The organism is Streptomyces sp. NPDC030840 (genome assembly GCF_055572015.1).
Genome location: NZ_JBVIEE010000010.1, coordinates 282,871 through 306,105, shown reverse-complemented (window position 1 = coordinate 306,105; position 23,235 = coordinate 282,871). Strand labels below are relative to the sequence as shown.

Sequence of the window (23,235 nt, the reverse complement as noted above, 5' to 3'; positions counted from 1 at the left end):
CCCCCCCCCCCCCCCCCCCCCCCCCCCCCCCCCCCCCCCCCCCCCCCCCCCCCCCCCCCCCCCCCCCCCCCCCCCCCCCCCCCCCCCCCCCCCCCGGGCCGGTCTGCGCAGTGCGTCGAGGGCGGCGAGGAGGTCGGCCGGTTCGGCGCGCCTGGTGCAGGCGGTGTCGACGAAGGCCCAGCGGACGGTGCCGGCCCGGTCGATGACGTGGGTGGCGGGCAGCGGCAGGCGTGTGCGCCTCACCGGCTCCCGCCTGTGCACCCGCCTGCGCGGGAGGCCCACGGCCGTAGGCGCTCAGGAGTCCTTCGATGCGCTGGTTGTTGATGACTGCCGGTCATAAGGACACCTGGCGTGTCGGCTCAGCAGGACCTCGACGCTGTTGCCGGCCCGCTGGGCGACCTCGGCCGGGTCCGCGCCCGCGCACAGCCAGGTGGACGTGGCCGAGTGCCGCGGGTCGTACATGCGCTTCGCGAGTGAGGTGCTGGTCCGCCCACGTCGCGGCACCGTGCTGCGCGACCGCGCGGTCACCGGCCGGCCGGCCCTGGCCCGCGCCGACGATCTGCGGGTGATCACCTCGGCGGCCACCCTGGCGGAGGTGGTCCGCCCGCGGATCAATCGCCCGGCGCTGGAGTAGACCCTGTCCCGCCTGGTCGTCGAACCGGTCACCGAGCCGATCGCCCGCCACGCCGCCGTGCTCCTGGCCGGACTGAGATGCTTGGGCTGCGCAGCACGGCAGGGAATGGTCTTCGTTGAATTCCTGAGCAGGGGTGGGGCATGGGTACGGGTAAGCGGACGCGTCAGTTCATGGACTTCTCCGGAGAATGTTCCGGCACCTTTGATCTGACCTGGAGCCAGAAGCAGGTCTGCTCATGGATGGAGCAAGCGGCCCCGTACACAGCGAACATGAACCTGGCTGGACTGATCGACGTCGGGAGGGGGGTGCTGGTCGATGACGTCGTAGCGGCCCTGAGAGTCGTCGTCGAGCGGCATGAAGCCCTTCGGACGCGGATATTTCTGGACCCTTCAGGAGCATATCGCCAGGTCGTGTATTCCAGTGGGCGCATTCCCGTTGATGTCCGGGAATGCCTCACCGGTGATGAAGCGGACACAGCGCTCGCGGAAATCAAGGCGATGCCCTTCACATCCGTGGAGTGGCCCCTGCGCGTGTCCGTTCTCGTGTCCGCAGGGGAAGTGGTGAAGATCGCGATGTGTGTCTCACATATCGCGACGGACGGCTGGGGCATGGGCGTGCTGCACAGCGAGATGACCGAGCTTCTCTCGCGGGATACCGAGGCGAAGGAGGCCCTCCTGGAGAAGCCGGTGCTTCAACCGCGAGAGCAGGCGGCCTGGGAGCGGGTCGAAGGTGACGCGGCGACGCGTCGTGCGGAGGCGTTTTCCGCCGAGCAGCTGAGGCACTTTCCCAACCAGAGGTTTCCTTTGCCTCGCCAGGTGCCCGAGTCGCCCCGCTTTCCTGAGATCATGATGGAGTCCAGGGCCTCCGCCTTGGCCGTTGCGCAACTGGCCGAAAAGTTTCAGGTGACTCCCCCCACCGTGGTCGTGGGGGCGATATCGGTTCTGCTGAGTGCGCTCGGCCGTACGGACCGAGCCACCTTCCGCCTCTTCTGCTCGAATCGCCTCAACAAGGCGAGTCAGTCGTCCCTGGGCAGCTTCTATCAAGTGGTGCCGGTGAGTGTCGAGGTCGGTGACCTGCCGTTCCGTGAAGTGATCAAGAACGCCTGGAAGAAGACAATGGGTGCCTATCTCCTCGGGCCCGGTGACCCGGTCAGGCTCGACGCTCTCACGGAGTCGGCCACTCACGAGCGCGGAGTGAAGCCCGATCTTGAGTGCTTCGTCAATGTGCACAGCTTCAGGGCAGCAGCTGCCCTGGAGGCGGCGTGTGGCGTTGATGCGGAGGTGCGGGAGGCCACCAGGAGCTGGAAGAGGGGCGGAAACGAGGTATGGGAGCCAGGGAAGTTCTACTTTGATGTGTGGAGTGTCGAGGAAAAGCTTGTGGTATCCCTGTGGGGGGACACTGAGCTGTTTCCTTCGGGCGTTCTCTCGGAGATTCTTTTGTCTCTTGAGGGAATATTGGTGCGGGGTTCCGCCGATAGTGATCTGAGCGCGGGTCAAGTGGTCCAGGAAGTCGGGCATCTCCTTGACGCTCCCCTGCAGAGCGGCTTGGTTTTCGTCGACACATGCTGGGTGGACCTCGCTGAGGTGCGGCAAGCCCTGATCGAGTGCCTTTCCCCGGATGGCGTCGAGGTGGTTCTGGACCACGGAGCCGATACCGGTGAGGGGCGGATGACCGCGTACCTGGACCTGGGCGGCAGGGCACTTACTCCTGGGGAGATCCATCGGCTCGTGGTCGGTGGTCTCGTTGGCCGCAGGTTCGTGATGGCGCCACACCGGTATGTGATCTGCGACGGCTCTCCCGGTGATTCGGGTTCGCCGGAGGCATGGGCTCAGCAGGCAGTTCTCGCTGAAGGACCGGGACGGTGAGTGGACAGACCGATCACACGCTGAGGGCCGCCCGCACTGTCTGCTCGGCGGCCGTCCCGCCCTCGCCGGAGGACGTGACCCGGCCCGCCTCCAGCACGTAGTACCGCTCGGCCGCCCGCATGGCGAAGCCCACGTGCTGTTCGACGAGCAGGACGGACAGGCCGCCGCGCCGCGTCAGGGCGAGGATCGTCTCCTCGATCTCGGCGACGACGGAGGGTTGGATCCCCTCGGTCGGCTCGTCGAGGAGGAGGAGCCTCGGGCGGGTGATCAGGGCGCGGGCGATGGCGAGTTGCTGGCGCTGGCCGCCCGAGAGAAGGCCGGCGCGGCGGCCGGACAGCTCGCGCAGGACCGGAAAGAGGTCCAGGGCCTCCGCGGTGGCCTCCCTGCCGTCGGGGCGCCCGTCGGCGACGAGTTGGAGGTTCTCGGCGGTGGTGAGGTGCGGGAAGGACTGCTGGCCCTGCGGGACGTACGCCATGCCGCGGGCCACCCGCTGGTTCGGGGCGAGGCGCGTGATGTCCTCGCCGTCCAGCAGGACGGTCCCGCTCTTGGCCTTGAGCAGGCCCATCGCGGCGCGCAGGAGGGTGCTCTTGCCGGCGCCGTTGTGGCCGAGGACGGCTCCGACGCCGTCCTTCGGGACGGATACGCTCACGTCGTGCAGCACGGTCGTGCGGTCGTAGCCGGCCTGTACGGAGTTGATCTCCAGCATGGGCGTCACGCCTCCTCGGGGGCGGGTACGGAAGCGGCGGCCGGTTCGGAGGCGGGCCCGGGTTCGGCAGCGGGCTCGGGTTCGGAGGCGCGTCCGAGGTAGACCTCCTGGACCCTCGGATCGGCCTGGACCTCGGCGACCGAACCCTCGCTGAGCACCCTGCCGGCGTGCAGGACGGTGACGCTGCGGGCGAAGGAGCGCATGAAGTCCATGTCGTGCTCGATGACGACGACCGTGTGGTCCTCGCTCACCCGTCGCAGCAGGTCGCCGGTGGCCTCGCGTTCGTCGTGGCTCATGCCGGCGACGGGCTCGTCGAGCAGCAGCAGCCTCACGTCCTGCACCAGCAGCATGCCGATCTCAAGCCACTGCTTCTGGCCGTGGGCCAGCACACCGGCCGGGCGGTCACGGAGGCCGGTCAGGCCGGTGGTCTCCAGCGCCTTCGTCACCGGCTCGGGGATGCCCTTGCGGCGCCGGAGCATCGTCAGCGGGCCGCGCCCGGCGCCCGCCGCGATGTCGAGGTTCTGCAGGACGGTCAGTTCCTCGAAGACCGTGGCCGTCTGGAACGTGCGGCCGATGCCCCTGCGGGCGATGCGGTGCACGGGCTTGCCGAGGAGTTCCTCGCCGCCGAAACGGGCGGATCCGGTGGCCTTCACCAGGCCGGTGACCGCGTCGACGAGGGTGGTCTTGCCGGCGCCGTTCGGGCCGATGAGGAAGCGCAGGTCGCCGGGGCGGATGTCCAGGTCCACGCCGTCGACGGCCGTGAAGCCGTCGAACGTCACCCGCAGGTCGCGGACGGTCAGTCCCTCACCGCTCATGCTGTCTCTCCCGTCGGGTTCGTACGCGTACGGCGGCCGCGCAGGACGGTCACCAGGGACGCCAGTCCGCCGGGCAGGAAGCCCACCGCCACGACGAACAGCAGGCCCTGCAGGTACGTCCACGCGGCGGGGAAGGCGTCCGAGAGCGTGCTCTGCGCCCACGCCACCGCGACCGCGCCCAGCACCGCGCCCACCAGGGACGCCCGGCCGCCGACCGCCGCGCCGATCACGAAGCCGATGGACGGCACGATCCCGATCAGCGCCGGGGAGATGATCCCGACGGCCGGGACGAAGAGGGCGCCGGCCAGGCCCGCCATGCCGGCCGCGACGACGTACGCGACCAGCTTGACGTTGGCCGGGTTGTAGCCGAGGAAGCGGACCCGCTCCTCGGAGTCCCGTACGGCGACGAGGAGTTCGCCGTAGCGGCTGACGAACAGCTGGCGGGCGGCGGCCATCAGCACCAGCAGCACGGCGGCGATCACGAAGTACACCATCCGCTGGTTGACGGGGTCGTTGAGCGAGTAGCCGAAGAAGCCCTGGATGTCGGTCAGGCCATTGGTGCCACCGGTCGTCGCCTGCTGGCCGATCAGCCAGATCGACAGGGCCGCCGCCAGCGCCTGGCTGAGGATCGCGAAGTACGCGCCCTTCACGCGGCGGCGGAAGACGAGGAAGCCGAGCAGAGCTGCGACCGCCATCGGCAGCAGGACGGTCATGGCGAGCGCGAAGGCCGGGTCGGCGAAGGGCTTCCACCACCAGGGCAGCGCGTCGGAGGTGCCGTACAGCTGCATGAAGTCGGGCAGGGTCTGGCCGCTGTCGGCGGCGTCGGCGAGTTTGAGGTGCATGGCCATGGCGTAGCCGCCGAGGCCGAAGAACACGCCCTGGCCGAGGACGAGCAGCCCGCCGCGGCCCCAGGCGAGGCTGACGCCGACGGCGACGATCGCGTAGCAGAGGTACTTGGCGAGGAGGTTGAGCCGGAAGTCGGAGAGGACGAGCGGGGCGACGCCGATGAGCAGCACGGCGGCGAGGAGGAAGGCACCGGGCACCCGGAAGCGGGCCGACGGGGACGCCGGCGGCTGCGCCACGGGCGTCGCGGAGGCCGGGGTCGGGGAGGTCGTGGTCGTCATGCAAGGCTCCGGGTGCGCAGTGTGTACAGGCCCTGGGGTCGCCACTGCAGGAAGGCGACGATCGCCACGAGCACGATGACCTTGGCGACGCTGACCGTCGTCGAGTACTCCAGCACCGACTGCAGCACGCCCAGCGCGAAGGCCGTGATGACGCTGCCCTTGAGCTGGGCGACGCCGCCGACGACCACGACCAGGAAGGCGTCGACGATGTAGTTGGTGCCCATCGTCGGACCGATCGGGCCGACCAGGGTGAGCGCGACACCGGCCACGCCCGCCAGGCCCGAGCCGATGAAGAACGTCGTACGGTCCACCCGCTCGGTGGCGATGCCGGACACCTCGGCGAGGTCGCGGTTCTGCACGACGGCCCGGATGCGGCGCCCGAGCGGTGTCAGCCGCAGGAGCAGCGTGAGGCCGAGCACGCACAGCAGGGCCAGGCCCAGGATGAACAGCCGGTTGTTGGCGAGGGTGATGCCCGCGACCGAGAGGTTGCCGGTCAGCAGGTCCGGGGCGCGGGTCTGGACGTTCGGGGCGCCGAAGACGTCACGGGCGAGCTGCTGGAGCATCAGCGAGACGCCCCAGGTCACCAGCAGGGTGTCCAGCGGCCGGGTGTACAGGCGCCGGATGAGCAGCCACTCCAGCAGCGCGCCCATGGCGCCGGCGACCACGAAGGCGAGCGGCAGGGCGATGAGCAGGGAGACGCCGGCGCCGCTGATGGACTTCTGCAGCACGTACGTGGTGTAGGCGCCGGCCATGATGAACTCGCCGTGCGCCATGTTGATCACGCCCATCTGACCGAAGGTCAGGGTCAGGCCGAGCGCGATGAGCAGCAGGACGGCACCGATGCTGATGCCGGTGAAGGACTGGTTGAGGACGACCGTCATGAAGCGGCTCCGGAGAGGGACGGGTGTACCGGGTGCGTGCGGGATGCGCGGGCGCGGGGCGGACCCGGCCTGCGCCGGGGCCGGGTCCAACCGCTGGGGCGGGGCTCAGGAAAGGCCGGAGGCCCAGTCGTAGCCCTTCAGGTACGGGTCCGGCTTGATCGGCTTGCCCGAGTTCCACACCTCGGTGATCAGGCCGTCCGGGCCGACCTTGCCGATCCGGGCCGTCTTGTGGACGTGCTGGGTGGCGCCGTCGACGGTCACCTTGCCCTCGGGCGCGTCGAAGGTGATGCCGTCCGAGGCCGCCTTCACCTTGGCCACGTCGAAGGAGCCGGCCTTCTCGACCATCTCCTTCCACAGGTGGACCGAGACGTAGGCCGCCTCCATCGGGTCGGACGTCGGCTTGTCCTTCCCGTACGCGGCCTGGTACGCCTTCACGAACTTCTCGTTCGCCGCGCCCGGAGTGGTCTGGTAGTAGTTCCAGGCCGTCAGCTGGCCGTCCAGGTACTGGGTGCCGATGCTCTTGACCTCCTCCTCGGCGATGGAGACGGACAGCACCGGCAGGCTCTTGGCGGTGAGACCGGCGGACTTGTACTCCTTGAAGAAGGCCACGTTGCTGTCGCCGTTGAGGGTGTTGAACACGGCGTCCGCGCCGGCGTCCTTGACCTTGTTGACGATGGTGCTGAACTCCGTGGAGCCCAGGGGCGCGTAGTCCTCGCCCATGATCTCCATGCCGTTGGCCTTCGCGTACGCCTTGATGATCTTGTTGGCGGTGCGCGGGAAGACGTAGTCGCTGCCGACGAGGTAGAGCTTCGTCAGGCCCTGCTTCTTGAGGTAGTCGAGAGCCGGGACGATCTGCTGGTTGGTGGTGGCACCGGTGTAGAAGATGTACGGGGACTGCTCCAGGCCCTCGTACTGCACGGGGTAGAACAGCAGCGACTTGTGGCGCTCGAAGACGGGCTTGACGGCCTTGCGGCTCGCGGAGGTCCAGCAGCCGAACGTGGCGACGACCTTGTCGTCCGTGATGAGGGCCTCCGCCTTCTCCGCGAACGTCGGCCAGTCGGAGGCGCCGTCCTGGCTGACGGGCTTCAGCTTCTTGCCCAGGACGCCGCCGGCCGCGTTGATCTCCTTGACCGCCAGCAGCAGCGCGTTGTGCACCGTCACCTCGCTGATGGCCATGGTGCCCGAGAGCGAGTTCAGCAGACCCACCTTGACGGTGGCGCCGGAGGTGTCGGCCTTGGCTCCGGCGCCTGACGCCGTGTCGCTGCCGGTCTTGGCGCCGCAGGCGCTGAGGGCGGCGGACGCGCCGAGGGCCGAAACGCCCGCGAGGAGACCGCGTCTGCTGATGCTGAGCCCGGACATGCAATACCTCCTTGCCCCGAAGGGCGGTGTGAGCGGAGCGGAAGACTCTGGGGGGAGGAAGACTCTGGGGGGGAGGAAGACTCTGGGGGGAGGGAATGAAGGGGACGCGCTTCAGGGGGCGGCGGTGTTGGCGCACGGATCCCCAGCCGTTCCGGGGTGGCGTCCGGGCTGGTCGCTGAAGTGCGTCCACAGCCTGCGGCGGAACTGTTTCCCCCGCGTTGCGGAGCAATTGAAGAACAGTTTCCAGCGAAAGTATTGGCGCGGGTCAAAGAGAAAGGCTGTTACTGGAGGTGCCTGCGTGTCGGCACTCTCCAGGAACAGCCTTTATTGCTTCCTGCGGAAAGGATGTTTTTTCCCGGTTTCCCTGTCTGGGGTGCCGTGATCGCCGGTAGGCTCCCAGGCACCCCCGCCGTGGGGACATGCGGACGCGAGGTGAGGAGTGCGATGGCGAGGCGGCCTCAGGAACTGCTCCACCTGCTGACCCGGGCGGAGCGCCTCTGGGTGCGCCGAGTGCAGTCCGTGCTCGACGAGTTCGACTGCTCCGTCGAGGCGTGGCGGGTGCTGGACCTGCTCTCCGACGGGCAGGGCCACAACATGACGGCCCTCGCCGACCGCGCCTTCCTCCCGGCACCGACCCTGACCAAGCTCATCGACCAACTCGTCGACCAGAACCTGGTCTTCCGCCGCGTCGACCCCGCCGACCGGCGCCGCGTCCTGGCCCACCTCACTCCGCGGGGCATGGAGCGCCGGCAGCGGATCGCCCGTGAAGTGCGGGCCGACTGGGCGGAGTTGGCGCCCCTGCTCACCCAGGACGAAGGGGAGCGACTGGGTGTGCTGCTGGACAGGCTTGCCGGGGCGCTGGAAGGCGGCAGCGGCACGGTCACGACAACTCGTGCGGAGCGCGCAGCTGGGCGAGCACGGTGAAGTCGAGCCCGTCCGCCTGCGCCAGGTAGATGCGCTGACGCACATGGCGGCCGTCCAGGCTCAGCAGGCCGCGCGGACCTTCGTACGAGACGTGCTCGGCGGCGGCCCCGATGGCGGACACGTCCAGGGTGCGCGCCCGTTCGATGAGGGCGGCGAGCAGCAGGACGCCCTCGTAGCAGGACTCGCCGAGGCTGCCCGGGGTCGGGGCGTCGATCCCGAAGCGGCCGGCGTACTGGCCGTGGAAGTCCATGGTGTTCCGGTCGGCCAGTGAGGTGAAGAAGCCGGCCGTGCTGAACAGGTCGACGGTGGCCTCGGGGCCGCTTCCGAGGAGCATGTTCTCGTCCATCAGCGTGCTCAGCCGCAGGCACCGCTGATCGAGCCCGGAGGCGGCGAAGGCCCGGTTGAAGCGGACCGCGTCGCTGCCGACCAGGAGCATCAGCACGCCGTCGGCGTCCGCCCGCTCGATGCGCCGCAGCACGTCGTGGAAGTCCTCGGTGCCCAGCGGCAGATACGCCTCGCCGCACACCCGGCCCCGGCAGTCGCGCGCGTACCGGCGGGCGGCCCGGGCCGTGCGCCGGGGCCACACGTAGTTGTTGCCCACGACGAACCAGCGCCCGACGCCCCGCGTCTCGGCGAGCAGCCGCATCGCCGGGAGCAGCTGCCAGGCGGGGGTCTCGCTGGTCATGAAGACGCCCTCGGTGCGTTCGCCGCCTTCGTACAGGGCCGTGTAGACGTACGGCACACGGTGCGCGATCCGCGGTGCCACCGCCTGCCGCACCGACGAGATGTGCCAGCCGGTGACGCCCTGCACCGCCCCCGTCGCGACCAGTGCCTCGACGTCCTGCGCGACCCGCCGCGGATCCGCGCCGCCGTCGACCTCCAGCAGCCGCAACTCCCTGCCCAGGACACCGCCCGCCTTGTTGACCTCCTCGGCCGCCAGCCGTGCGCAGGCCTCACAGGTGGGGCCGAAGATCCCGGCAGGCCCCTGCATCGGGTACACGAGCGCGACGTTCAGGGTCGAATCGTCCGCCGTGACCCACTCGCGGGTGTGAAGGCGCAGCGGTGGCCGGTGCATGGCCTCATGATTGCCCCACCATCCACGGCACCCAAGCAGGGGCAGCGATCGAGACCGATTCGTAGGGATGGGGCGGGGCCGGTCACGCTCCCGGTGGGGCATAGGTGTCCGCCCAGCCCAGCGGATACATCTCCGGGTCGTCCAGCGCCGGGGCGACCGGCTCGGCACCGGCCTCGTTGAAGGCGGTGAGGGCCTCGACGAGCGCCGCCCGCTGGTCCGGAGCGAGCCGTTCGACGATCGCGGCGATCTCCGCCTGGCGGCGGGAGGTGACGTGCTCGACGATGCGCAGTCCCTCGTCGGTGAGCCGCAGCAGGGTTTCGCGGCGGTTGGCGGGGTTTGTCTGCCGGTCGGCGAACCCGGCCGCGATGAGCCGGTCGATCATGCGCATGGCGGTGGACGGCGCCACCTGGAGCAGCTCGGCCAGCGTCACGAGTTTGGTGTCGCCTCTGGTGGAGAGCACCACGAGCATCCGGAACTGGGGCAGCGTCACCCGCTCCTCGACCTCGGCAAGCGACCGGGCGGACACCGCCACCAGCAGCCGAGAGGCAGTCAGCACCGCACGGGTCACCGCCTCGACATCCTTCTCGCCACCGTCCGTGGCCTTGCGCTGCGCCATATGCCCTTTGTAACGCGCCCGAAGCCCCGCGTGTTCAGGATGCGGGACCAGTTGACGAGGGGCGCCGTTCCCGCCGCCGCTCCTCAGGCGAGTTCTGCGGCGCCGAAGGAGACGTCGAAGCGGTCGCACCAGATGCTGACGCTGGTGTAGCGGGCGGGGTCGACGTCGTCGGGCAGCGCGTAGTTCTGGTTTCCCTTGTTGCCCTTGAGCTTGCCGAGGCTGACGTACTCGCCGTCGTCGAAGACGTGCCAGCCGGCCTTACCCTCCTTCACCGGTGCGTCGGTCAGCCACACGCGCAGGTCGGGTCCGTTGCTGGTGTCGAGGTTCTCCAGCCGTACGACGTGGGAGCCGTCGGCGAGCCGTACGAGTTTCACCGTGCCCGACGTGGCGTGCTCGTGGGTGATCAGTTCACCGCTCGCCAGCGTCCGCGGGCCGCCGGTGGCCGGGGAGGGCGGCTCGGAGGACTCCTCCGGCGGCGTCGCGGCGGGAGGCGCGGTTGTCTCCTCCGGCGGCGTCGCGGCGGGAGGCGCGGTTGTCTCCACGACGCCGGGCAGGGCCTCCTCGACGGTCTCGTCCTGCCACAGCTTCCACGGCTGGAACCAGTACAGCCCGAAGCCGGCTCCGCCGACCGCCAACACCAGCACCACGATGCCCAACGGCCTGGTCAGTACCTTCCGCACGCGCCCCATCCTCGCCGCTCCTCCTGGGAAGTCACCCGTCTTCTGCGCCCATTCAACAGACGCGGGCCGCCGTCCCGTACCCCCGAGGTGATGACGGAATCCTTACGACGCGCCCGAGCGGGTGCCGATGCTGCTTGCGGGCGGGCAGACCGAACGGTTCCTCGTGCGCTCGCTTCCCGTCCGGCGGATGCTGGTCCCATGGCAGTCGACGTGTCCGCGGAGCGCGTGATCCCGCTCCCGCCCGAGGTGGTGGCCGGGTATGCGATGGACTGGCGCCACGACGCCGAGTGGACCCAGGGGATCCGCACCGCGGAGCTGACCCGGGAGGCGGACGGGGGCGGCTTCGGAGCGGGCGCCGAGGTCACCCGCACGGCGCACTTCCTCGGCCGGCGCATGGCCTACGTCCTGCGCGTGGCCGCGTACGAGCCGCCCCGGTTGCTGGACATGGTCTCCGTGGCCGGCCCGATGCCCATGCACGTCACCTACACCTTCGAGCCGGACCCGCGGGGCACCCTCGCCCGCATCCGTGTCCGGGGTGGCGAGGGCGGTTTCTACCGGCTGGCCGCGCCTGTCCTGGCCCGCCAGGTCCGTTCCTCCCTCGGGAAGGATCTGCGCGACCTCGAACACAGGCTCAGCGGAGCCTAGGAGGAGCCTCCATGGCCTACGACGAAGGGCTGGCGGAACGGATCAGGCATCGGCTGGGTGCCGATCCGGACGTCACCGAGAAGCGCATGTTCGGCGGGATCGCCTTCCTGCACCGCGGGAACATGGCCGTGGGTGTGAGCGGCGACGATCTCATGGTGCGGGTCGGTCCCGACAGCTCGGACGCGGCCCTGGCCCGGCCCGGCACGCGCGTCTTCGACATGACCGGCCGCCCGATGCGCGGCTGGATCCTGGTCGCCGGGACCGCTCTCACGGAGGACGACGTCCTCGACGAGTGGATCGGTGAGGGACACGCCTTCGCGGCGAGCCTGCCGCCCAAGTGAGGACGTTCCCGGGCGCGGTCCTGCCTGGCGCGGTCGTACGGCCGGGTGCGCGGTGTCTTACGGTCCGGTGACGTGGCGGGCGCGGTCGTGTGGTGGGGCGGGGGGCGCCCCCTAGCGTGGGCGCATGCGTGTACTGGTCACCGGCGGCGCCGGGTTCATCGGGTCCCATGTCGTAGAGGCGCTGGCGGCGCGCGGGCACGAGCCCGTCGTGTTCGACATGCGCGAGGACGCGAGTGCGGACGTACGGGACGAGGAGGCCGTCCGCCGCGCCCTGCCGGGTGTGGACGCGGTGTGCCATCAGGCCGCGATGGTCGGGCTCGGCACAGGGTTCTCCGACGCGACGGAGTACGTCTCCCGCAACGACCTCGGCACCGCCGTACTGCTCACCGCCATGGCCGAGCGGGGCGTACGCCGGCTGGTGCTGGCCGGGTCGATGGTGGTCTACGGGGAGGGCCGCTACGGCTGCGCGCGCCACGGGGTCGTGCGGCCGGGCCCGCGGTCCGTCGACGACCTGGCGGCCGGGCGCTTCGAACCGCGCTGTCCGGTGTGCGGGCAGGAGCTGTCGCCGGGGCTGGTCGGGGAGGACGCGCCGGCCGATCCACGCAACGTGTACGCGACGACCAAGCTGGCCCAGGAGCACCTGGCCGCCGCGTGGGCGCGGTCGACGGGCGGGGCGGCGGTGTCGTTGCGCTACCACAACGTGTACGGGCCCAGGATGCCGCGGGACACTCCCTACGCCGGCGTCGCGTCGTTCTTCCGCTCGGCGCTCGCCCGGGGTGAGGCCCCGCGTGTGTTCGAGGACGGCCGGCAGCGGCGGGACTTCGTGCACGTACGGGACGTCGCGGCGGCCAACGCGGCCGCGCTGGAGGCGGATACGGCCGACGGCGTGCTCACCGCGTACAACACCGGCAGCGGCGAACCGCACACCGTCGGCGAGATGGCGCGGGCGCTGGCCGCCGCCTGCGGCGGGCCCGAGCCCGTCGTGACCGGGGAGTACCGGCTCGGGGACGTCCGGCACATCACGGCGGACTCGTCACGGCTGCGCACCGAGCTGGGCTGGAAACCGGAGGTCGGCTTCGCGGAGGGGATGCGGGAGTTCGCGGGGGCCCGGCCGCGCGGAGAGTGAGAGCCCGGCCGGCGCGGGCTCACGGCCCGGCCACGGCAGCGTCACTTCGACCGGGTTCCGCCCGGCTGACGCGCCATCGTCGTGGACAACGGGTCCACCGGCGGCTCGGCGCGCATCGCCCGCGAACTCGGGGCGAGCGTGATCCACGAACCACGCCGCGGCTCGGCGCCGCGTGTCATGCGGGGCTGACTCACTTGTTACCTCTCCTACGGCCTCACCCTCTTCGCCGTGATCGCGAGCGCAGTCCTGCTGCTCGGCCGGCGACAGCCCCGGCCCCTGCTCCACGCCCTCGCCGGAGCCGCCGTCGGCGTGCTCGTGTTCACGGTCGCCGGCAAGACTGCCGGTGACCGCGAGACTGCCAGTACCGCCAGAAAGCACGGAAACCGGCCCGCCCCCACGCGCGCACCGACGCCGGAAGCCCGGACGGGCTGTCCCCGTCCGGGCTTCTCACGCACCGCGCGTGCGGTCACTCCGTGATGGTGACCTTTCCGTTGGCGGAATCGGCGGCTGAGGGCGCCTTGGCCGTCCGGCCCTGGGCGAGTCCCTGGACGAGCTGGGCGAGGTCCACCCCGGTGGTGGAGCTGAGAAGCTCCATGCCCTGGGCGACGTTGTCGGCGACCGTGCGCGGCAACTGTCCGGCGCCGTCCGTGGAGATGACGGTCAGCTTGTCCACGGCGGCCAGCGGCTCGGCGGCCTTGCCGACGACCTGCGGCAGCGCCTCGACCATCATCTGCAGGACGGCCGCGTCGCCGTACCGCTCGTAGGCGTCGGCCTTCTTGTGCATGGCCTCGGCCTCCGCGGCGCCCTTGGCGGCGATCGCGGCCGCCTCGGCGTCGCCTTCGAGGCGTACGGCCTCGGCGAGCGCCGCGCGCTGCGCCTTCTCGCCCTCACCGGTGAGCCGGGCCCGCTCGGCGGCCGCCTCGGCCTCCTTGACCAGCGCGATACGGCGGGCCTCCGCCTCCTGCTCAGCCTGGTAGCGGGCGGCGTCGGCGGGCTTGCGCACCTTGGTGTCCAGCTCACGGTCGGTCAGCGCTGCCTGGCGGGCCGCGACCTTCTCCTGTTCGCTGAGCACCTCCTGCTGCCGGGCGGCCTCGGCGAGCGGGCCGGCGGCGTTGGCGCGGGCGGCGGCCTCGTCCGTCTCGGCCTTGATCTCCGCCTGCTTCAGCGCGAAGGTCCGCTGCGCGATGGCGATCTCCTCCTCCGCCTTGAGCCGCGCCTGCTCGGAGGCGCGCCGGGCGACGGCCTCGGCGATGTCGGCCTCCTGCTTCGCGCGTGCCGCCTCGGGCCGTCCGAGGTCCTCGAGGTAGGAACCCTCGGTGGTGATGTCCTGGATCTGGAAGGCATCCAGCACCAGGCCCTGCCCGGACAGACTGGCCTCGGCCTCCTCCGCGACCTGCCCGGCGAACGCGGCCCGGTCCCGGATGATGTCCTCCACCGACATCCGGCCCACGATGGAGCGCAGCGCGCCCGAGAGCACCTCCTGAGTGAAGCCCACGATGCCGTCCTGCTGCATCAGGAAGCGCTGCGCGGCGGCACGGATCGAGTCCTCGGTGCCGCCGACCTTGACGATGGCGACGCCTTCCAGGTTGGCCTTGACCCCGCGCAACGTGACCGCGCCCCGCACGGCCACCGGGATGTGACGGCTGGACAGGTCCAGGGTGAACTTCTGCTGCACGAACGGCACGACGAAGACGCCCCCGCCGACCACGACCTTCTGGCCGCTGTTGTCGGTGAACACCCGCCCCGTCTCGGGGTCGGTGGCCTTCTTGCCGCGCCGTCCGGTGACGATGAACGCCTCGCTGGGGCCGGCGACCTTGTAGCGGGTGACCACCACGAGGGCCAGCAGGACAAGGAGTACGACGACTCCCACCACGGCGACGACGACAGGACTCATTGGATAAACCCCCTCAGCCCTCCCGGGGGACGGCGAACGGAATCGGATCAGGAACAGAGACGGAGCGAGAGACAGAGACGGAGACGGAGACAGGGACCAGAGACGGAGACGGAGGCAGGGACGGAGACGGAGGCAGAACACGGAGACAGAGGCAGGCAGGCGGGTACGAGACGGGCGGGTACCGAGGGCGCGAAGGGCCCGGAGGGTGGCGTACCCGTCAGCGCTCGACGGGTCGGACCTGCACGGACGTCGCCGAGAGCGCCGCTTCCACCCACACGTCGGCGCCCCGCGCAACGGGCACGTGACTTCTCGCGGCGAGCTTCAGCGGCTGCCCGGCGAGATACACCATCACCTCGCCGTATCCCTCGGCCGGAATGGCCGTGACGACCGAGGCGGAACTGCCGACGAGATCGTCTCCGCGCGGGGCGGGGGCGGTCTCGTCGCTCATCAGGGCGCGGCTGAGCCGGTACGTCGCCCAGCCCGCGCCGACACCCGCCAGCACCCCGACGCCTGTGGCCCCGGTGGCGCCCAGCCCGGTGGTGCCGAGCACGATCGCACCGCTGAAACCGAGCATCGACACGAACCCGGCAACGACGGGCAGCGACAGCCAGCCGTCGAAGACGCCGTCGAGCACCCCGTCGAGCACGCCCTCAAGAATCCCGTCGAAGACCAACGAGAGGGCCAGCAGCACCAGCCCCGCGATGCCCAGCCCCAGAAACCAGTTCATGCGCCCCCCTCCTTCGCACGACGCCCCCTGCGCACGCATGCTCCCATGCGGGCCCGCCACAGGACATTGCCAGTTCCCGGCAGTCTTTACGCCCCCTTCATGCCCACCTCGTGCAGGCGTCGACACTCCGGGTCCTTCCAGCCACCCCGGTCGGCTGTTCCGTGGCCGCCCTCCCCGGTCCACGGCCGGATGCCCTTGGTCTGCACGCCCCGCCGGCACCTCCGGGCCATCGCCCACCGCACGTCGCGTCCCGCGCCGGTCGGCACACTCGCGCCCCGGAGCCACGCGGCGGGCGAAACGGTACCGATCATGCCGGTTTCCGGCAGCCCCACGGTGTGCCGGGAAGCGGGTCGGCGATCCGCCTCGATATGTGCGGGAGCACGGGCCGACCTGGTGTCCTGTCGCCCCGCGAGGTCACGGCGTGGCGTGTGACCGGCCTTGGTCGCTCGGGGCCATGGCGCGGTCGGCCTCGTCCTTCACCAGCCAGGACAGCAGTGAGGCCACGGTCAGACCGGCTTCGGCCGGGTGACGCAGCACCTTGCCGGGGTCGATGCGGTAGGTGTTGGTGCGTCCCTCCCGGGTGTGGGAGAGGTAACCGTCCCGCTCCAGGTCGGAAATGATCTTCTGGACGGCACGTTCGGTGAGCCGGCAGTGCGCGGCGATGTCCCGGATGCGGGCGTTGTGATTGTCGGCGATGGCTGCCAGCACGCGGGCATGGTTGGTCAGGAAGGTCCATCCGGTGTGGGGCTCAGGCACTCCGTCCATGGTCCGACTTTACCGACCAGCCGTTCCCGCACTCAAAAACACGTACCACATTTCATGTATCAGTTGACGTACGTAGGGGTGGGAGGCGAATCTGGGAGCGCAGACAACCGTCGGGACAGGGGAGACAGCGGTATGCCGGAGCCTGCGCGCCCCGCGCGGCCCCACCGTGTGACGGGCGCTGACCGCGCGAAGAGCGGCAGCGGACCGATGGCGCTCCCGCCGTGCCCGGCGACGGTCGAAACCGTGCCGGACGGTGACCGGGTGAACGTGACCGTGCGGGGCGAACTCGATGTCGAGGCCCGGCAGATCCAGGACGATCTGCACGACGCCCTGTGCCGGTCGGGCAGTGGCATCGACCTGGACCTGGACGGGGTCGGATTCTGCGACTGCGCCGGGCTCAACCTCCTGCTCGACCTGCGTCAGAGGGCCCTGAGCCAGGGCAAGACCGTCGCCCTCCGCGGCAGCAGTCCCGCGGTCGAGCGACTGCTCGACCTGACCGGCGCCAAGGCGCTGTTCTCCCGCCACACACCGGACACCTCGCACAGGGCGGACCGCGACGGCCACGACACTGACCCGGGCGAGGCCACCGGCCAGGCCCTGCGCAGCGAGGTCGACCAGCTGCGGCGGGCCATGCGGACCCGGCCGACCATCGACCTGGCCCGCGGCATCCTGATGGCCTCCTTCAGCCTCAGCCCCGAGGCGGCCTGGACCGTGCTGGTCAAGACGTCCCAGAACACCAACACCAAGCTGCACCACCTGGCCTGCACCCTGGTGAGCGCCGTTCACGGAACCACGCTCCCCCAGACCGTGCGGGACCAGCTGGCGGCCGCGGTCGCCCGGACGAACGCCGCGTCAGCGGCCCCGACGAACGGCTCGCGGCAGCCCGCGATCACCTCCGCACACCCTCGGGCGACGAGCGAGGGGCCGGAGCGGATACCCACGAGCCCGGGATGACCGCATCGGGTCACCCGGGCGCCCACCCGCTCGGGACTCCCGCTTCCGAAGCCGACGGGCAGTTGAGCGACACTGCAGGCATTGACGTGCCCGTCCGGGGTACGTGGAGGAGATTGTGTGGTGCGGATGCCGGACGTACGGGATGAAGGGAACGGCATGAAGATCCCCTCCGGCCCGGACGGGCACCCGGCTGCCTCACCGCTTTACGTGACAGGGCTTGAGGTGTACCCACTCGGTGGGCGGCCTGGTCTGCGCGTCGTGGGGGAGGTCAGTGCGACCACCCGCCGTCTCTGGCGGGACGCGCTGAACGAGCTGGCCCGGCGTGGTCAGGGTGCCGTCCATGTGGATCTGGACCAGGTCGCGTTCATCGACGTGGGAGGAGTGACCGATCTGGTGATGTGTGCCCAGGCCCTGCCGGTTGGGCGGCGGATCGTGGTGCACCAGCCGCCGCGGCAGCTGCCCCGCATACTGGACACTCTGTGGCCAGGACTGGACGTGATTGAGGTGGCGCCGTGACGCATGCAGCCGTCCTCGAGCCGTTTGTCCACCCGGCGTTGTTCTACCGTGGCGACGACCAGTACGTCGCCGGGACGGTGCCGTTCCTCCTGGAGGGCCTGGCAGCGGGGGAACCCGTGGCGATAGCCGCCCCACCGGACCGGCTGCGGCTGGTCCGCGACGGGCTCGGCGCGTACGCCGAGAAGGTCCACTTCACCGACATGACCAAGGACGGCCGCAACCCCGGCCGGATCATCCCCTGGGTGCTGCGCGCCTTCGCCGACGCACAGCCCACCCGGCCCGCCGGGCGGGTGCGGATCATCGGCGAGCCGATCTGGCCGGGCCGAACCGCTCTGGAGTACCCGGCGTGCGTGCAGCACGAGGCCCTGATCAACGCGGCGTTCGCCGGGCGGGAGGTGAGCATCCTGTGCCCGTACGACGCCGACCGGCTGGACAAGCGGGTGCTGGCCGACGCGTGGGCGACCCATCCGCTGGTCATCGACGAGGACGGCGAGGCCGCCTCCCCGGACTACGGCCCGGAGGAGGCCGTCGCCCGCTACAACGAGCAGCTGCCGTGTCCGCCGGGCGCGGCGCGGTTCGGTTTCGCCGCCGGGACGCTGCCCGGCGCGCGGCACTTCGCGGTGGAGCAGGGCCGGCAGCTCGGCATGTCGGGGCCGCGGCTGGAGGATCTGGCGCTGGCGGTGGCGGAGCTGACCACGAACAGCATCGTCCACGGCGCCGGATCAGGGACACTGCGGATCTGGGCGGAAGGCGAGCAGGTCGTCTGCGAGGTGCACGACGCGGGCCGGCTGACTGATCCCCTGGCCGGACGGCGCCCCGCCGAGCCCGGCATGCCCGGCGGGCGCGGACTGCTGATGGTCAACCACCTCGCCGACCTGGTGCGCCTGCACACCGGCACGAACGGCACGACGATCCGCTTCTACCTCCACCGCTGAGCGCGAGACGCCCGGGCTTTCGCCGGGTACCCGGCTGGTCGCGGCCTCGCAGCCGTCAACGGGTTCGGGGCGGCGGCCTTTCTTACCCGGTTTCCCGTACGCGTTCAAGGGCGAAGCCGGGGCATCAGGAAAGGACACGCCGGCCGGTGGTCATGCCGCCGAGCGGACCTCCGGCTGGGCGGACGTGCCGCCGGCCGGCGGGCCAGTGGCCGATCAGCGAGGAGAAGAGCGATGGCAGGGCCGGAACAGGCCGAGATCCGCGCAAGACAGCAGGCCACGGCAGCGCCCGCTGTCCTACTCACCCGGTCCCTGGACGCCATCGGGACCGGGGCCTACGTGGTGGACGAACAGGGCCGCATCCTCGCGGTCAACGCCCACGCCGAACAGGCGCTGGCCCGGCCCGTCGAGGAGCTTCTCGGCCGCGACGCGCACGATGTGCTGCACCGGGACGCCCACGGCCGGCCGTTGCCGAGAAGCCGGTGCGCCATGCGGCAGGCGTTCCACGCCGGGCGCACCGCCCAGGCCGAGGAGGACTACTTCGTACGCGGGGACGGCTCCGTCCTGACCGTCTCCTGGCTGATCACCCCGTACGACACCGGCGGTGGCGGGGGCGGAACGCTCGTCGTCTTCCACGCCTTCGACGACGCCCGGGAAACCGGCGCGCGGCCGAGGCCGGCGCAGGCCGACGCCGAGCCGCTCCCGGAGCTCGAACGGCTCGCGCTGCTGGCGGAGACGACCACACAGCTGACCTCCACCCTCGACGTGGAGGAGACGCTGCGGCGGCTGGTGGACCTGGTCGTCCCCCGGCTGGCGGACTGGGCCGTCATCGATCTGATCACCGAGCGCGACGAGGTCTGGCGCACCGCCGTCGTCCACGCCGACGGCGACACCCTGGTACACCACGAGGACCTGCAGGGCCCGATGCCGCCGATCCCGGAGGAGTCCCCGATGCCCCTGTCCAGGGCCCTGCGGGGGGTCGCCTCCACGGTGGCCGGACCCGAGACCTACCAGCGGGAACCGGATTCCGGCATCGCGGTCGAACAGCGCCGCCTGTTCGACGCCACCGGTATCCGCTCCGCGGCCATAGCCCCCATCCGCAGCACCCGCGAGGTCCTCGGAGCCCTCACCCTCGGCCGCGCCGGGCATCCGGGGAACTTCACCCCCGCCGATCTCCCCCTGCTCGAGGACATCGCCCGCCGCGCCGGGCTCGCCCTGGACAACGCCCGCCTCTACCAGCGCCAGCGCAAGGTCGCCGAGACCATGCAGAACCACCTGCTGCCCCAGATGCCGCGCGTGCCCGGGCTGCAGATGACCGTCCGCTACCTGCCCGCCCCCGACGCCTCACAGGTCGGCGGCGACTGGTACGACGCCTTCCCCCTGCCCGACGGCGCCACCGCCCTGGCCATCGGAGACGTCGTCGGCCACGATCTGGAGGCCGCGGCCGGCATGGCACAGGTGCGCAACATGCTCCGCGCCTACGCCTGGTCCCAGCACGAACCGCCCAGCCGGATAGTCGAACGGCTCGACGAGGCGATCCAGCACATCACCGACGTCACCATGGCCACCATGGTTCTCGCCCGCATCGAAGAGGCGGACGACGGCCACTGGAAGCTGTCCTGGACCAATGCGGGTCACCCGCCGCCCCTGCTCATCAGCCACGACGGCCTGGCCACCCACCTCACGGACGGGCACGGCGTCCTCCTGGGCACCGCGGTCGGCTCCCCCCGTCCCGACGCCACCGCCCTGCTGCCGCCCGGGTCCACGCTCGTGCTGTACACCGACGGCCTGATCGAGGCGCCCGGACAAACCCTCGACGACGGTCTGGACCGGCTGCACCGGCACGCGGCCGCCCTCGCCCACCGCCCCCTGGCCTCCTTCACCAACCAGCTGCTGCGCAGGGTCCGGCCGGCCCGAAACGACGACGACGTCGCCCTCCTCGCCCTGCGGACACCCGCCCGCAGGTGACGTGCCGGTCCGGGCCCGGGGCGGCCGACGGGGCATCGCGGTCAGCCCAGGATCAGCGGGAGTCTCGCCCCCAGCTCGCCCAGGGCGGACCTCTCCGCTCCGGTCGGCTCGCGGCGGCCGGTGCCGATCAGCAGCGCGTCCTTGTCGGAGAAGGACGCGGGGAACGCGGAGCCGGCGATCTTCTCCAGCATGGCGCGGGAACGGGCGAGGCACTCGGTGGGCGGTCCCGCGGTGTCCGGGAGGTGGGCGACCAGGTCGAGGTGGTGCAGGGTCCACTCCATGACGTACGCGGAGAGGTAGTCGGCGACGGTGATCACCTCGTCGCGCGTGCGGACCCGGAGGTTCGGGTCGGCGAGTCCGGCGGCGCGGCCGGCGGCGGAGCCGACGTCGTCGAGGTGGAACCTGAGCAGCCAGGGCTCCTCGTACGCGGCCGCCATCCGCACGGTCAGCGCGTCGAGCGGGTCGTCGCCGGCCGGCGGGGCGTGGGCGATGTGCCAGTAGGTCGCCTCGTCGCGCGTGGGTTCGGCATCGGCCGGTGTGACGAGGGTGATCAGGACGTCCTGGGCGTCGATGACCAGGTGGCACACCAGGTCCCGTACGAGCCAGCCGGTACAGCCGGAGGGGCGGGTGAAATCCTCGTCCGGGAGTTCGGCGACCGCCGTGCGCAACGCCGTCCACGAGCGTGAGAACAGATCCACGGCCGCACGCTAGCAACCAGGCGGCCGCCGCAGCGACCGGTTTGGTTCGCCGGCGCACGGGCCGCGCGTGGAGGCCGCCGCACGGCGGCTCGCCTGCCGGCGCGCGACCCGCTCCGGGCCCCTCGTGCACCGTCGGGCGCCGTGCGGGGGCCGCGTGGCGGGTTCGCTTCTATCGTGGAACAGCACGGAGACGCTCGGCGCGGAGGCAGGCGGCCCATGAGCCAACCGCAGATCGACTACGGGGCGGTCTTCCGGGCCCTGCCCGGCATGGTCGCGCTGCTGACACCCGACCTGGTGTACGCCGACGCCAACGACGACTTCGTACGGCTGACCGGGCGCACCCGGGAGCAGCTGGTGGGCCGCTACATCTTCGACGTCTTCCCCGAGAACCCCAACGAACCGGCCGCGGCCGGCATGCGGGAGACCGAGGCGTCGATGCGCCGCGCGGCGGCCACCGGCGAGCGCGACACGATGGCACTGCTCCGCTACGACATCGAGGACCCCGCGCGGCCCGGCCACTGGGACGAGCACTACTGGAGCCCGGTCAACGCCCCGGTCCACGACTCCGAGGGGCGGGTGCAGCTGATCATCCACCGGGTGGAGGAGGTCACCGACCTCATCCACGCGTTCGGCCGGCGGGACGACGACAGAGAGGCCCGTGTACTGGAGGCCGAGCTGTACACGCGGGCCCGCGAACTGCAGGAGGTCAACGAACGGCTGCGCCAGGCGCACGCCCGCGAACGCGAGGTCGCCCTGGCCCTGCAGGCGGCGATGCTGCCACCGCCCGGCGCGAGCGGGCCGCACGGAGCGGCCGTGCGCTACCGGCCCGCCGTGGGTTCCCTGAACGTGTGCGGCGACTGGTACGACCTGGTCGACCTGCCGGGCGAGAGCCTGGCGGTCGCCGTGGGCGACGTGGTCGGCAGCGGACTGGCGGCCGCCTGCGCCATGGGGCAGCTGCGCAGCGCCCTGAGCGCGGCCTGCCGTGTCGCCGACGGCCCGGCGCAGGCCCTGGACGCCCTGGGGCTGTACTCCCGCTCCGTCGGCGGCGCCGAGTCGACCACCGCGGCGGCGACGTTCGTGGACTGGGGCGACCGGTCGATCACCTACAGCTGCGCCGGTCACCTTCCGCCCGCCGTGCTCCGCCCCGACGGCACGGTGGTCTTCCTCGACCAGGCCACCGACCCGCCGCTCGGAGCGCGGCCCGAGCACCTCCCCCGGGTGCAGGCCCGTACGTCCTTCACCGAGGGCACGGTCCTGGTCCTGTACACCGATGGGCTGATCGAGCGCCGCACCGAGGACATCGACAAGGGGCTGGACCGACTCGCCGGCTCTCTCACCGATCACCGGCGCCTCGCCCCCGAGGCCCTGGCCGACGCCCTGCTGGACGACCTCCTGCCGCCCACCGGTACGACGGACGACACCGCCCTCATTGTCCTGCGGCTGTGAGGAGCGGGGAGCCGGAGTCGGGGGCCGGGTCCGGAAACGGTGAAGGACCGGCTCGGCGCCGAGGGCGTCGAGCCGGTCCTTCACCGCGGTGCGTCCCTGCCCGGGCGGGCGGTGCCTGCTGCTTGGGAGACCCCGGCCGGGCGGGCGGCCCCCGGCCCGGCGAGCGGCGCCCGCTGCTTGCGGGGGCCCCGGCTCGGCAAGCGGCCCCGACCGACCGAGCGGGCCCCCGACCGAGCAAGCGGTCGCGGCCCGGAGCGGCCCCACCGAGGGGGCGGCCCCGGCAGGGCGGGCCTGGCCCGACGAGCGGCGCCCGCTGCTTGGGAGGCACCGGCTCGGCAAGCACCGGCCCGGCGGGCGGCCCCCGGCCGAGCGGGCCCCCAACCGAGCGGGCGGCCCTGGCAGGGCAAGCGGCCACACCGAGGGGCGGCCCCCGGCCGGCGGGCGGCCCCGGCAGGGCGGCCCCGGCCCGGCGAGCGGCGCCCGCTGCTTGGGAGGCCCAGCTCGGCAAGCGGCCCCACCGAGCGGGCGGCCCCCGGCCGAGCGG

General features: G+C 71.5%; 22 protein-coding genes and 3 pseudogenes. 12 read left to right on the top strand and 13 right to left on the bottom strand.

The genetic code is table 11. From position 1 onward, the window contains the following. Positions 1 to 108 precede the first annotated feature (108 nt). Positions 109 to 237 (bottom strand): annotated as a pseudogene (locus ACZ49J_RS23425) (AhpC/TSA family protein); the annotation flags it as partial. 223 nt (positions 238 to 460) lie between these two features. Between ACZ49J_RS23425 and ACZ49J_RS23420 the strand changes: the two are divergent. Beyond that, a pseudogene (locus ACZ49J_RS23420) lies at positions 461 to 703 on the top strand (hypothetical protein); the annotation flags it as partial. 71 nt (positions 704 to 774) lie between these two features. Then, positions 775 to 2,499: a condensation domain-containing protein gene (locus ACZ49J_RS23415; RefSeq protein WP_467450782.1), complete on the top strand. Its 1,725-nt coding sequence runs from the start codon at positions 775 to 777 to the stop codon at positions 2,497 to 2,499. Between the two features lie 13 nt (positions 2,500 to 2,512). Here ACZ49J_RS23415 and urtE read toward each other — a convergent pair whose 3' ends face one another. The 5 genes from urtE to urtA all read right to left on the bottom strand — a co-directional run bounded on the left by urtE (position 2,513) and on the right by urtA (position 7,384). Next, the gene (urtE, locus tag ACZ49J_RS23410; RefSeq protein ID WP_467450783.1) at positions 2,513 to 3,205 is read right to left on the bottom strand and encodes an urea ABC transporter ATP-binding subunit UrtE; all 693 of its coding nucleotides are present in this window, start codon (positions 3,203 to 3,205) and stop codon (positions 2,513 to 2,515) included. A 5-nt stretch (positions 3,206 to 3,210) separates the two neighbouring features. Continuing rightward, positions 3,211 to 4,020, bottom strand: coding sequence for an urea ABC transporter ATP-binding protein UrtD (gene urtD, locus ACZ49J_RS23405; RefSeq protein WP_467450785.1), 810 nt, complete (start codon positions 4,018 to 4,020; stop codon positions 3,211 to 3,213). After that, complete coding sequence (urtC, locus tag ACZ49J_RS23400; RefSeq protein ID WP_467450786.1) at positions 4,017 to 5,144, bottom strand: urea ABC transporter permease subunit UrtC; 1,128 nt, start codon at positions 5,142 to 5,144, stop codon at positions 4,017 to 4,019. The genes urtD and urtC overlap by 4 nt, the downstream gene beginning before the upstream one ends. Further along, positions 5,141 to 6,025, bottom strand: coding sequence for an urea ABC transporter permease subunit UrtB (gene urtB, locus ACZ49J_RS23395; protein ID WP_467450787.1), 885 nt, complete (start codon positions 6,023 to 6,025; stop codon positions 5,141 to 5,143). Before urtB ends, urtC begins: the two co-directional genes overlap by 4 nt. Before the next feature lie 105 nt (positions 6,026 to 6,130). Continuing rightward, on the bottom strand, positions 6,131 to 7,384 hold the full coding sequence (urtA, locus tag ACZ49J_RS23390) for an urea ABC transporter substrate-binding protein (RefSeq protein WP_467450788.1): 1,254 nt from the start codon (positions 7,382 to 7,384) through the stop codon (positions 6,131 to 6,133). A gap of 444 nt (positions 7,385 to 7,828) precedes the next feature. On the opposite strand from urtA, the gene ACZ49J_RS23385 reads away from it, so the two are divergent. Continuing rightward, the gene (locus tag ACZ49J_RS23385) at positions 7,829 to 8,308 is read left to right on the top strand and encodes a MarR family winged helix-turn-helix transcriptional regulator (protein WP_467450789.1); all 480 of its coding nucleotides are present in this window, start codon (positions 7,829 to 7,831) and stop codon (positions 8,306 to 8,308) included. Here ACZ49J_RS23385 and ACZ49J_RS23380 read toward each other — a convergent pair. The 3 genes from ACZ49J_RS23380 to ACZ49J_RS23370 form a co-directional block, all read right to left on the bottom strand. After that, positions 8,265 to 9,383: a substrate-binding domain-containing protein gene (locus tag ACZ49J_RS23380; protein ID WP_467450790.1), complete on the bottom strand. Its 1,119-nt coding sequence runs from the start codon at positions 9,381 to 9,383 to the stop codon at positions 8,265 to 8,267. The genes ACZ49J_RS23385 and ACZ49J_RS23380 overlap by 44 nt on opposite strands. Before the next feature lie 82 nt (positions 9,384 to 9,465). Continuing rightward, the gene (locus ACZ49J_RS23375; RefSeq protein WP_467450791.1) at positions 9,466 to 9,999 is read right to left on the bottom strand and encodes a MarR family winged helix-turn-helix transcriptional regulator; all 534 of its coding nucleotides are present in this window, start codon (positions 9,997 to 9,999) and stop codon (positions 9,466 to 9,468) included. An 83-nt stretch (positions 10,000 to 10,082) separates the two neighbouring features. Beyond that, on the bottom strand, positions 10,083 to 10,688 hold the full coding sequence (locus ACZ49J_RS23370; protein ID WP_467450792.1) for a DM13 domain-containing protein: 606 nt from the start codon (positions 10,686 to 10,688) through the stop codon (positions 10,083 to 10,085). Positions 10,689 to 10,877: 189 nt separating this feature from the next. On the opposite strand from ACZ49J_RS23370, the gene ACZ49J_RS23365 reads away from it, so the two are divergent. From ACZ49J_RS23365 to ACZ49J_RS23350, 4 genes and pseudogenes are all read left to right on the top strand, one after another. Further along, a complete protein-coding gene (locus ACZ49J_RS23365) occupies positions 10,878 to 11,324 on the top strand; it encodes an SRPBCC family protein (RefSeq protein ID WP_467450793.1) in 447 nt (148 codons plus the stop codon). An 11-nt stretch (positions 11,325 to 11,335) separates the two neighbouring features. After that, positions 11,336 to 11,665 (top strand): TfoX/Sxy family protein, encoded by a 330-nt coding sequence (locus ACZ49J_RS23360; RefSeq protein ID WP_467450794.1) that lies wholly within the window; start codon positions 11,336 to 11,338, stop codon positions 11,663 to 11,665. Positions 11,666 to 11,789: 124 nt separating this feature from the next. After that, a complete protein-coding gene (locus ACZ49J_RS23355) occupies positions 11,790 to 12,791 on the top strand; it encodes an NAD-dependent epimerase/dehydratase family protein (RefSeq protein ID WP_467450795.1) in 1,002 nt (333 codons plus the stop codon). 69 nt (positions 12,792 to 12,860) lie between these two features. Continuing rightward, positions 12,861 to 12,979 (top strand): annotated as a pseudogene (locus ACZ49J_RS23350) (glycosyltransferase); the annotation flags it as partial. A 278-nt stretch (positions 12,980 to 13,257) separates the two neighbouring features. On the opposite strand, the gene ACZ49J_RS23345 reads toward ACZ49J_RS23350, so the two are convergent. The 3 genes from ACZ49J_RS23345 to ACZ49J_RS23335 form a co-directional block, all read right to left on the bottom strand. After that, entirely contained in the window at positions 13,258 to 14,685 is a 1,428-nt protein-coding gene (locus tag ACZ49J_RS23345) for a flotillin family protein (protein ID WP_467450796.1), read from the bottom strand. Positions 14,686 to 14,902: 217 nt separating this feature from the next. Next, on the bottom strand, positions 14,903 to 15,412 hold the full coding sequence (locus tag ACZ49J_RS23340) for a hypothetical protein (protein ID WP_467450798.1): 510 nt from the start codon (positions 15,410 to 15,412) through the stop codon (positions 14,903 to 14,905). Between the two features lie 414 nt (positions 15,413 to 15,826). Then, positions 15,827 to 16,177 carry a helix-turn-helix transcriptional regulator gene (locus tag ACZ49J_RS23335; RefSeq protein ID WP_467450799.1) on the bottom strand — a complete coding sequence of 117 codons (351 nt, stop codon included), beginning with the start codon at positions 16,175 to 16,177 and terminating at the stop codon, positions 15,827 to 15,829. Positions 16,178 to 16,420: 243 nt separating this feature from the next. On the opposite strand from ACZ49J_RS23335, the gene ACZ49J_RS23330 reads away from it, so the two are divergent. From ACZ49J_RS23330 to ACZ49J_RS23315, 4 genes are all read left to right on the top strand, one after another. Beyond that, positions 16,421 to 17,131, top strand: a complete 711-nt coding sequence (locus ACZ49J_RS23330) for an STAS domain-containing protein (protein ID WP_467450800.1) — start codon at positions 16,421 to 16,423, stop codon at positions 17,129 to 17,131. A gap of 156 nt (positions 17,132 to 17,287) precedes the next feature. Beyond that, positions 17,288 to 17,647, top strand: coding sequence for an STAS domain-containing protein (locus tag ACZ49J_RS23325; protein WP_467450801.1), 360 nt, complete (start codon positions 17,288 to 17,290; stop codon positions 17,645 to 17,647). Next, positions 17,644 to 18,582 carry an anti-sigma factor RsbA family regulatory protein gene (locus ACZ49J_RS23320; RefSeq protein ID WP_467450802.1) on the top strand — a complete coding sequence of 313 codons (939 nt, stop codon included), beginning with the start codon at positions 17,644 to 17,646 and terminating at the stop codon, positions 18,580 to 18,582. The genes ACZ49J_RS23325 and ACZ49J_RS23320 overlap by 4 nt, the downstream gene beginning before the upstream one ends. 231 nt (positions 18,583 to 18,813) lie before the next feature. Continuing rightward, entirely contained in the window at positions 18,814 to 20,547 is a 1,734-nt protein-coding gene (locus tag ACZ49J_RS23315; RefSeq protein WP_467450803.1) for a SpoIIE family protein phosphatase, read from the top strand. A gap of 41 nt (positions 20,548 to 20,588) precedes the next feature. Here ACZ49J_RS23315 and ACZ49J_RS23310 read toward each other — a convergent pair whose 3' ends face one another. Then, complete coding sequence (locus ACZ49J_RS23310; RefSeq protein WP_467450804.1) at positions 20,589 to 21,245, bottom strand: maleylpyruvate isomerase N-terminal domain-containing protein; 657 nt, start codon at positions 21,243 to 21,245, stop codon at positions 20,589 to 20,591. Between the two features lie 216 nt (positions 21,246 to 21,461). Between ACZ49J_RS23310 and ACZ49J_RS23305 the strand changes: the two genes are divergently transcribed. Continuing rightward, positions 21,462 to 22,691, top strand: a complete 1,230-nt coding sequence (locus ACZ49J_RS23305; protein ID WP_467450805.1) for a PP2C family protein-serine/threonine phosphatase — start codon at positions 21,462 to 21,464, stop codon at positions 22,689 to 22,691. Positions 22,692 to 23,235: the final 544 nt, after the last annotated feature.

What these genes read in the sequence shown, in the direction of transcription:
- ACZ49J_RS23360 (WP_467450794.1), top strand. Translation starts at nt 11,336, where the DNA reads ATGGCCTACGACGAAGGGCTGGCGGAACGGATCAGGCATCGGCTGGGT.
- urtE (WP_467450783.1), bottom strand. Translation starts at nt 3,205, where the DNA reads ATGCTGGAGATCAACTCCGTACAGGCCGGCTACGACCGCACGACCGTG.
- ACZ49J_RS23340 (WP_467450798.1), bottom strand. Translation starts at nt 15,412, where the DNA reads ATGAACTGGTTTCTGGGGCTGGGCATCGCGGGGCTGGTGCTGCTGGCC.
- ACZ49J_RS23380 (WP_467450790.1), bottom strand. Translation starts at nt 9,383, where the DNA reads ATGCACCGGCCACCGCTGCGCCTTCACACCCGCGAGTGGGTCACGGCG.
- ACZ49J_RS23325 (WP_467450801.1), top strand. Translation starts at nt 17,288, where the DNA reads ATGAAGATCCCCTCCGGCCCGGACGGGCACCCGGCTGCCTCACCGCTT.
- ACZ49J_RS23415 (WP_467450782.1), top strand. Translation starts at nt 775, where the DNA reads ATGGGTACGGGTAAGCGGACGCGTCAGTTCATGGACTTCTCCGGAGAA.
- urtA (WP_467450788.1), bottom strand. Translation starts at nt 7,384, where the DNA reads ATGTCCGGGCTCAGCATCAGCAGACGCGGTCTCCTCGCGGGCGTTTCG.
- ACZ49J_RS23370 (WP_467450792.1), bottom strand. Translation starts at nt 10,688, where the DNA reads ATGGGGCGCGTGCGGAAGGTACTGACCAGGCCGTTGGGCATCGTGGTG.
- ACZ49J_RS23365 (WP_467450793.1), top strand. Translation starts at nt 10,878, where the DNA reads ATGGCAGTCGACGTGTCCGCGGAGCGCGTGATCCCGCTCCCGCCCGAG.
- ACZ49J_RS23345 (WP_467450796.1), bottom strand. Translation starts at nt 14,685, where the DNA reads ATGAGTCCTGTCGTCGTCGCCGTGGTGGGAGTCGTCGTACTCCTTGTC.
- ACZ49J_RS23305 (WP_467450805.1), top strand. Translation starts at nt 21,462, where the DNA reads ATGAGCCAACCGCAGATCGACTACGGGGCGGTCTTCCGGGCCCTGCCC.
- ACZ49J_RS23385 (WP_467450789.1), top strand. Translation starts at nt 7,829, where the DNA reads ATGGCGAGGCGGCCTCAGGAACTGCTCCACCTGCTGACCCGGGCGGAG.
- ACZ49J_RS23335 (WP_467450799.1), bottom strand. Translation starts at nt 16,177, where the DNA reads ATGGACGGAGTGCCTGAGCCCCACACCGGATGGACCTTCCTGACCAAC.
- ACZ49J_RS23375 (WP_467450791.1), bottom strand. Translation starts at nt 9,999, where the DNA reads ATGGCGCAGCGCAAGGCCACGGACGGTGGCGAGAAGGATGTCGAGGCG.
- ACZ49J_RS23355 (WP_467450795.1), top strand. Translation starts at nt 11,790, where the DNA reads ATGCGTGTACTGGTCACCGGCGGCGCCGGGTTCATCGGGTCCCATGTC.
- urtC (WP_467450786.1), bottom strand. Translation starts at nt 5,144, where the DNA reads ATGACGACCACGACCTCCCCGACCCCGGCCTCCGCGACGCCCGTGGCG.
- ACZ49J_RS23315 (WP_467450803.1), top strand. Translation starts at nt 18,814, where the DNA reads ATGGCAGGGCCGGAACAGGCCGAGATCCGCGCAAGACAGCAGGCCACG.
- urtD (WP_467450785.1), bottom strand. Translation starts at nt 4,020, where the DNA reads ATGAGCGGTGAGGGACTGACCGTCCGCGACCTGCGGGTGACGTTCGAC.
- urtB (WP_467450787.1), bottom strand. Translation starts at nt 6,025, where the DNA reads ATGACGGTCGTCCTCAACCAGTCCTTCACCGGCATCAGCATCGGTGCC.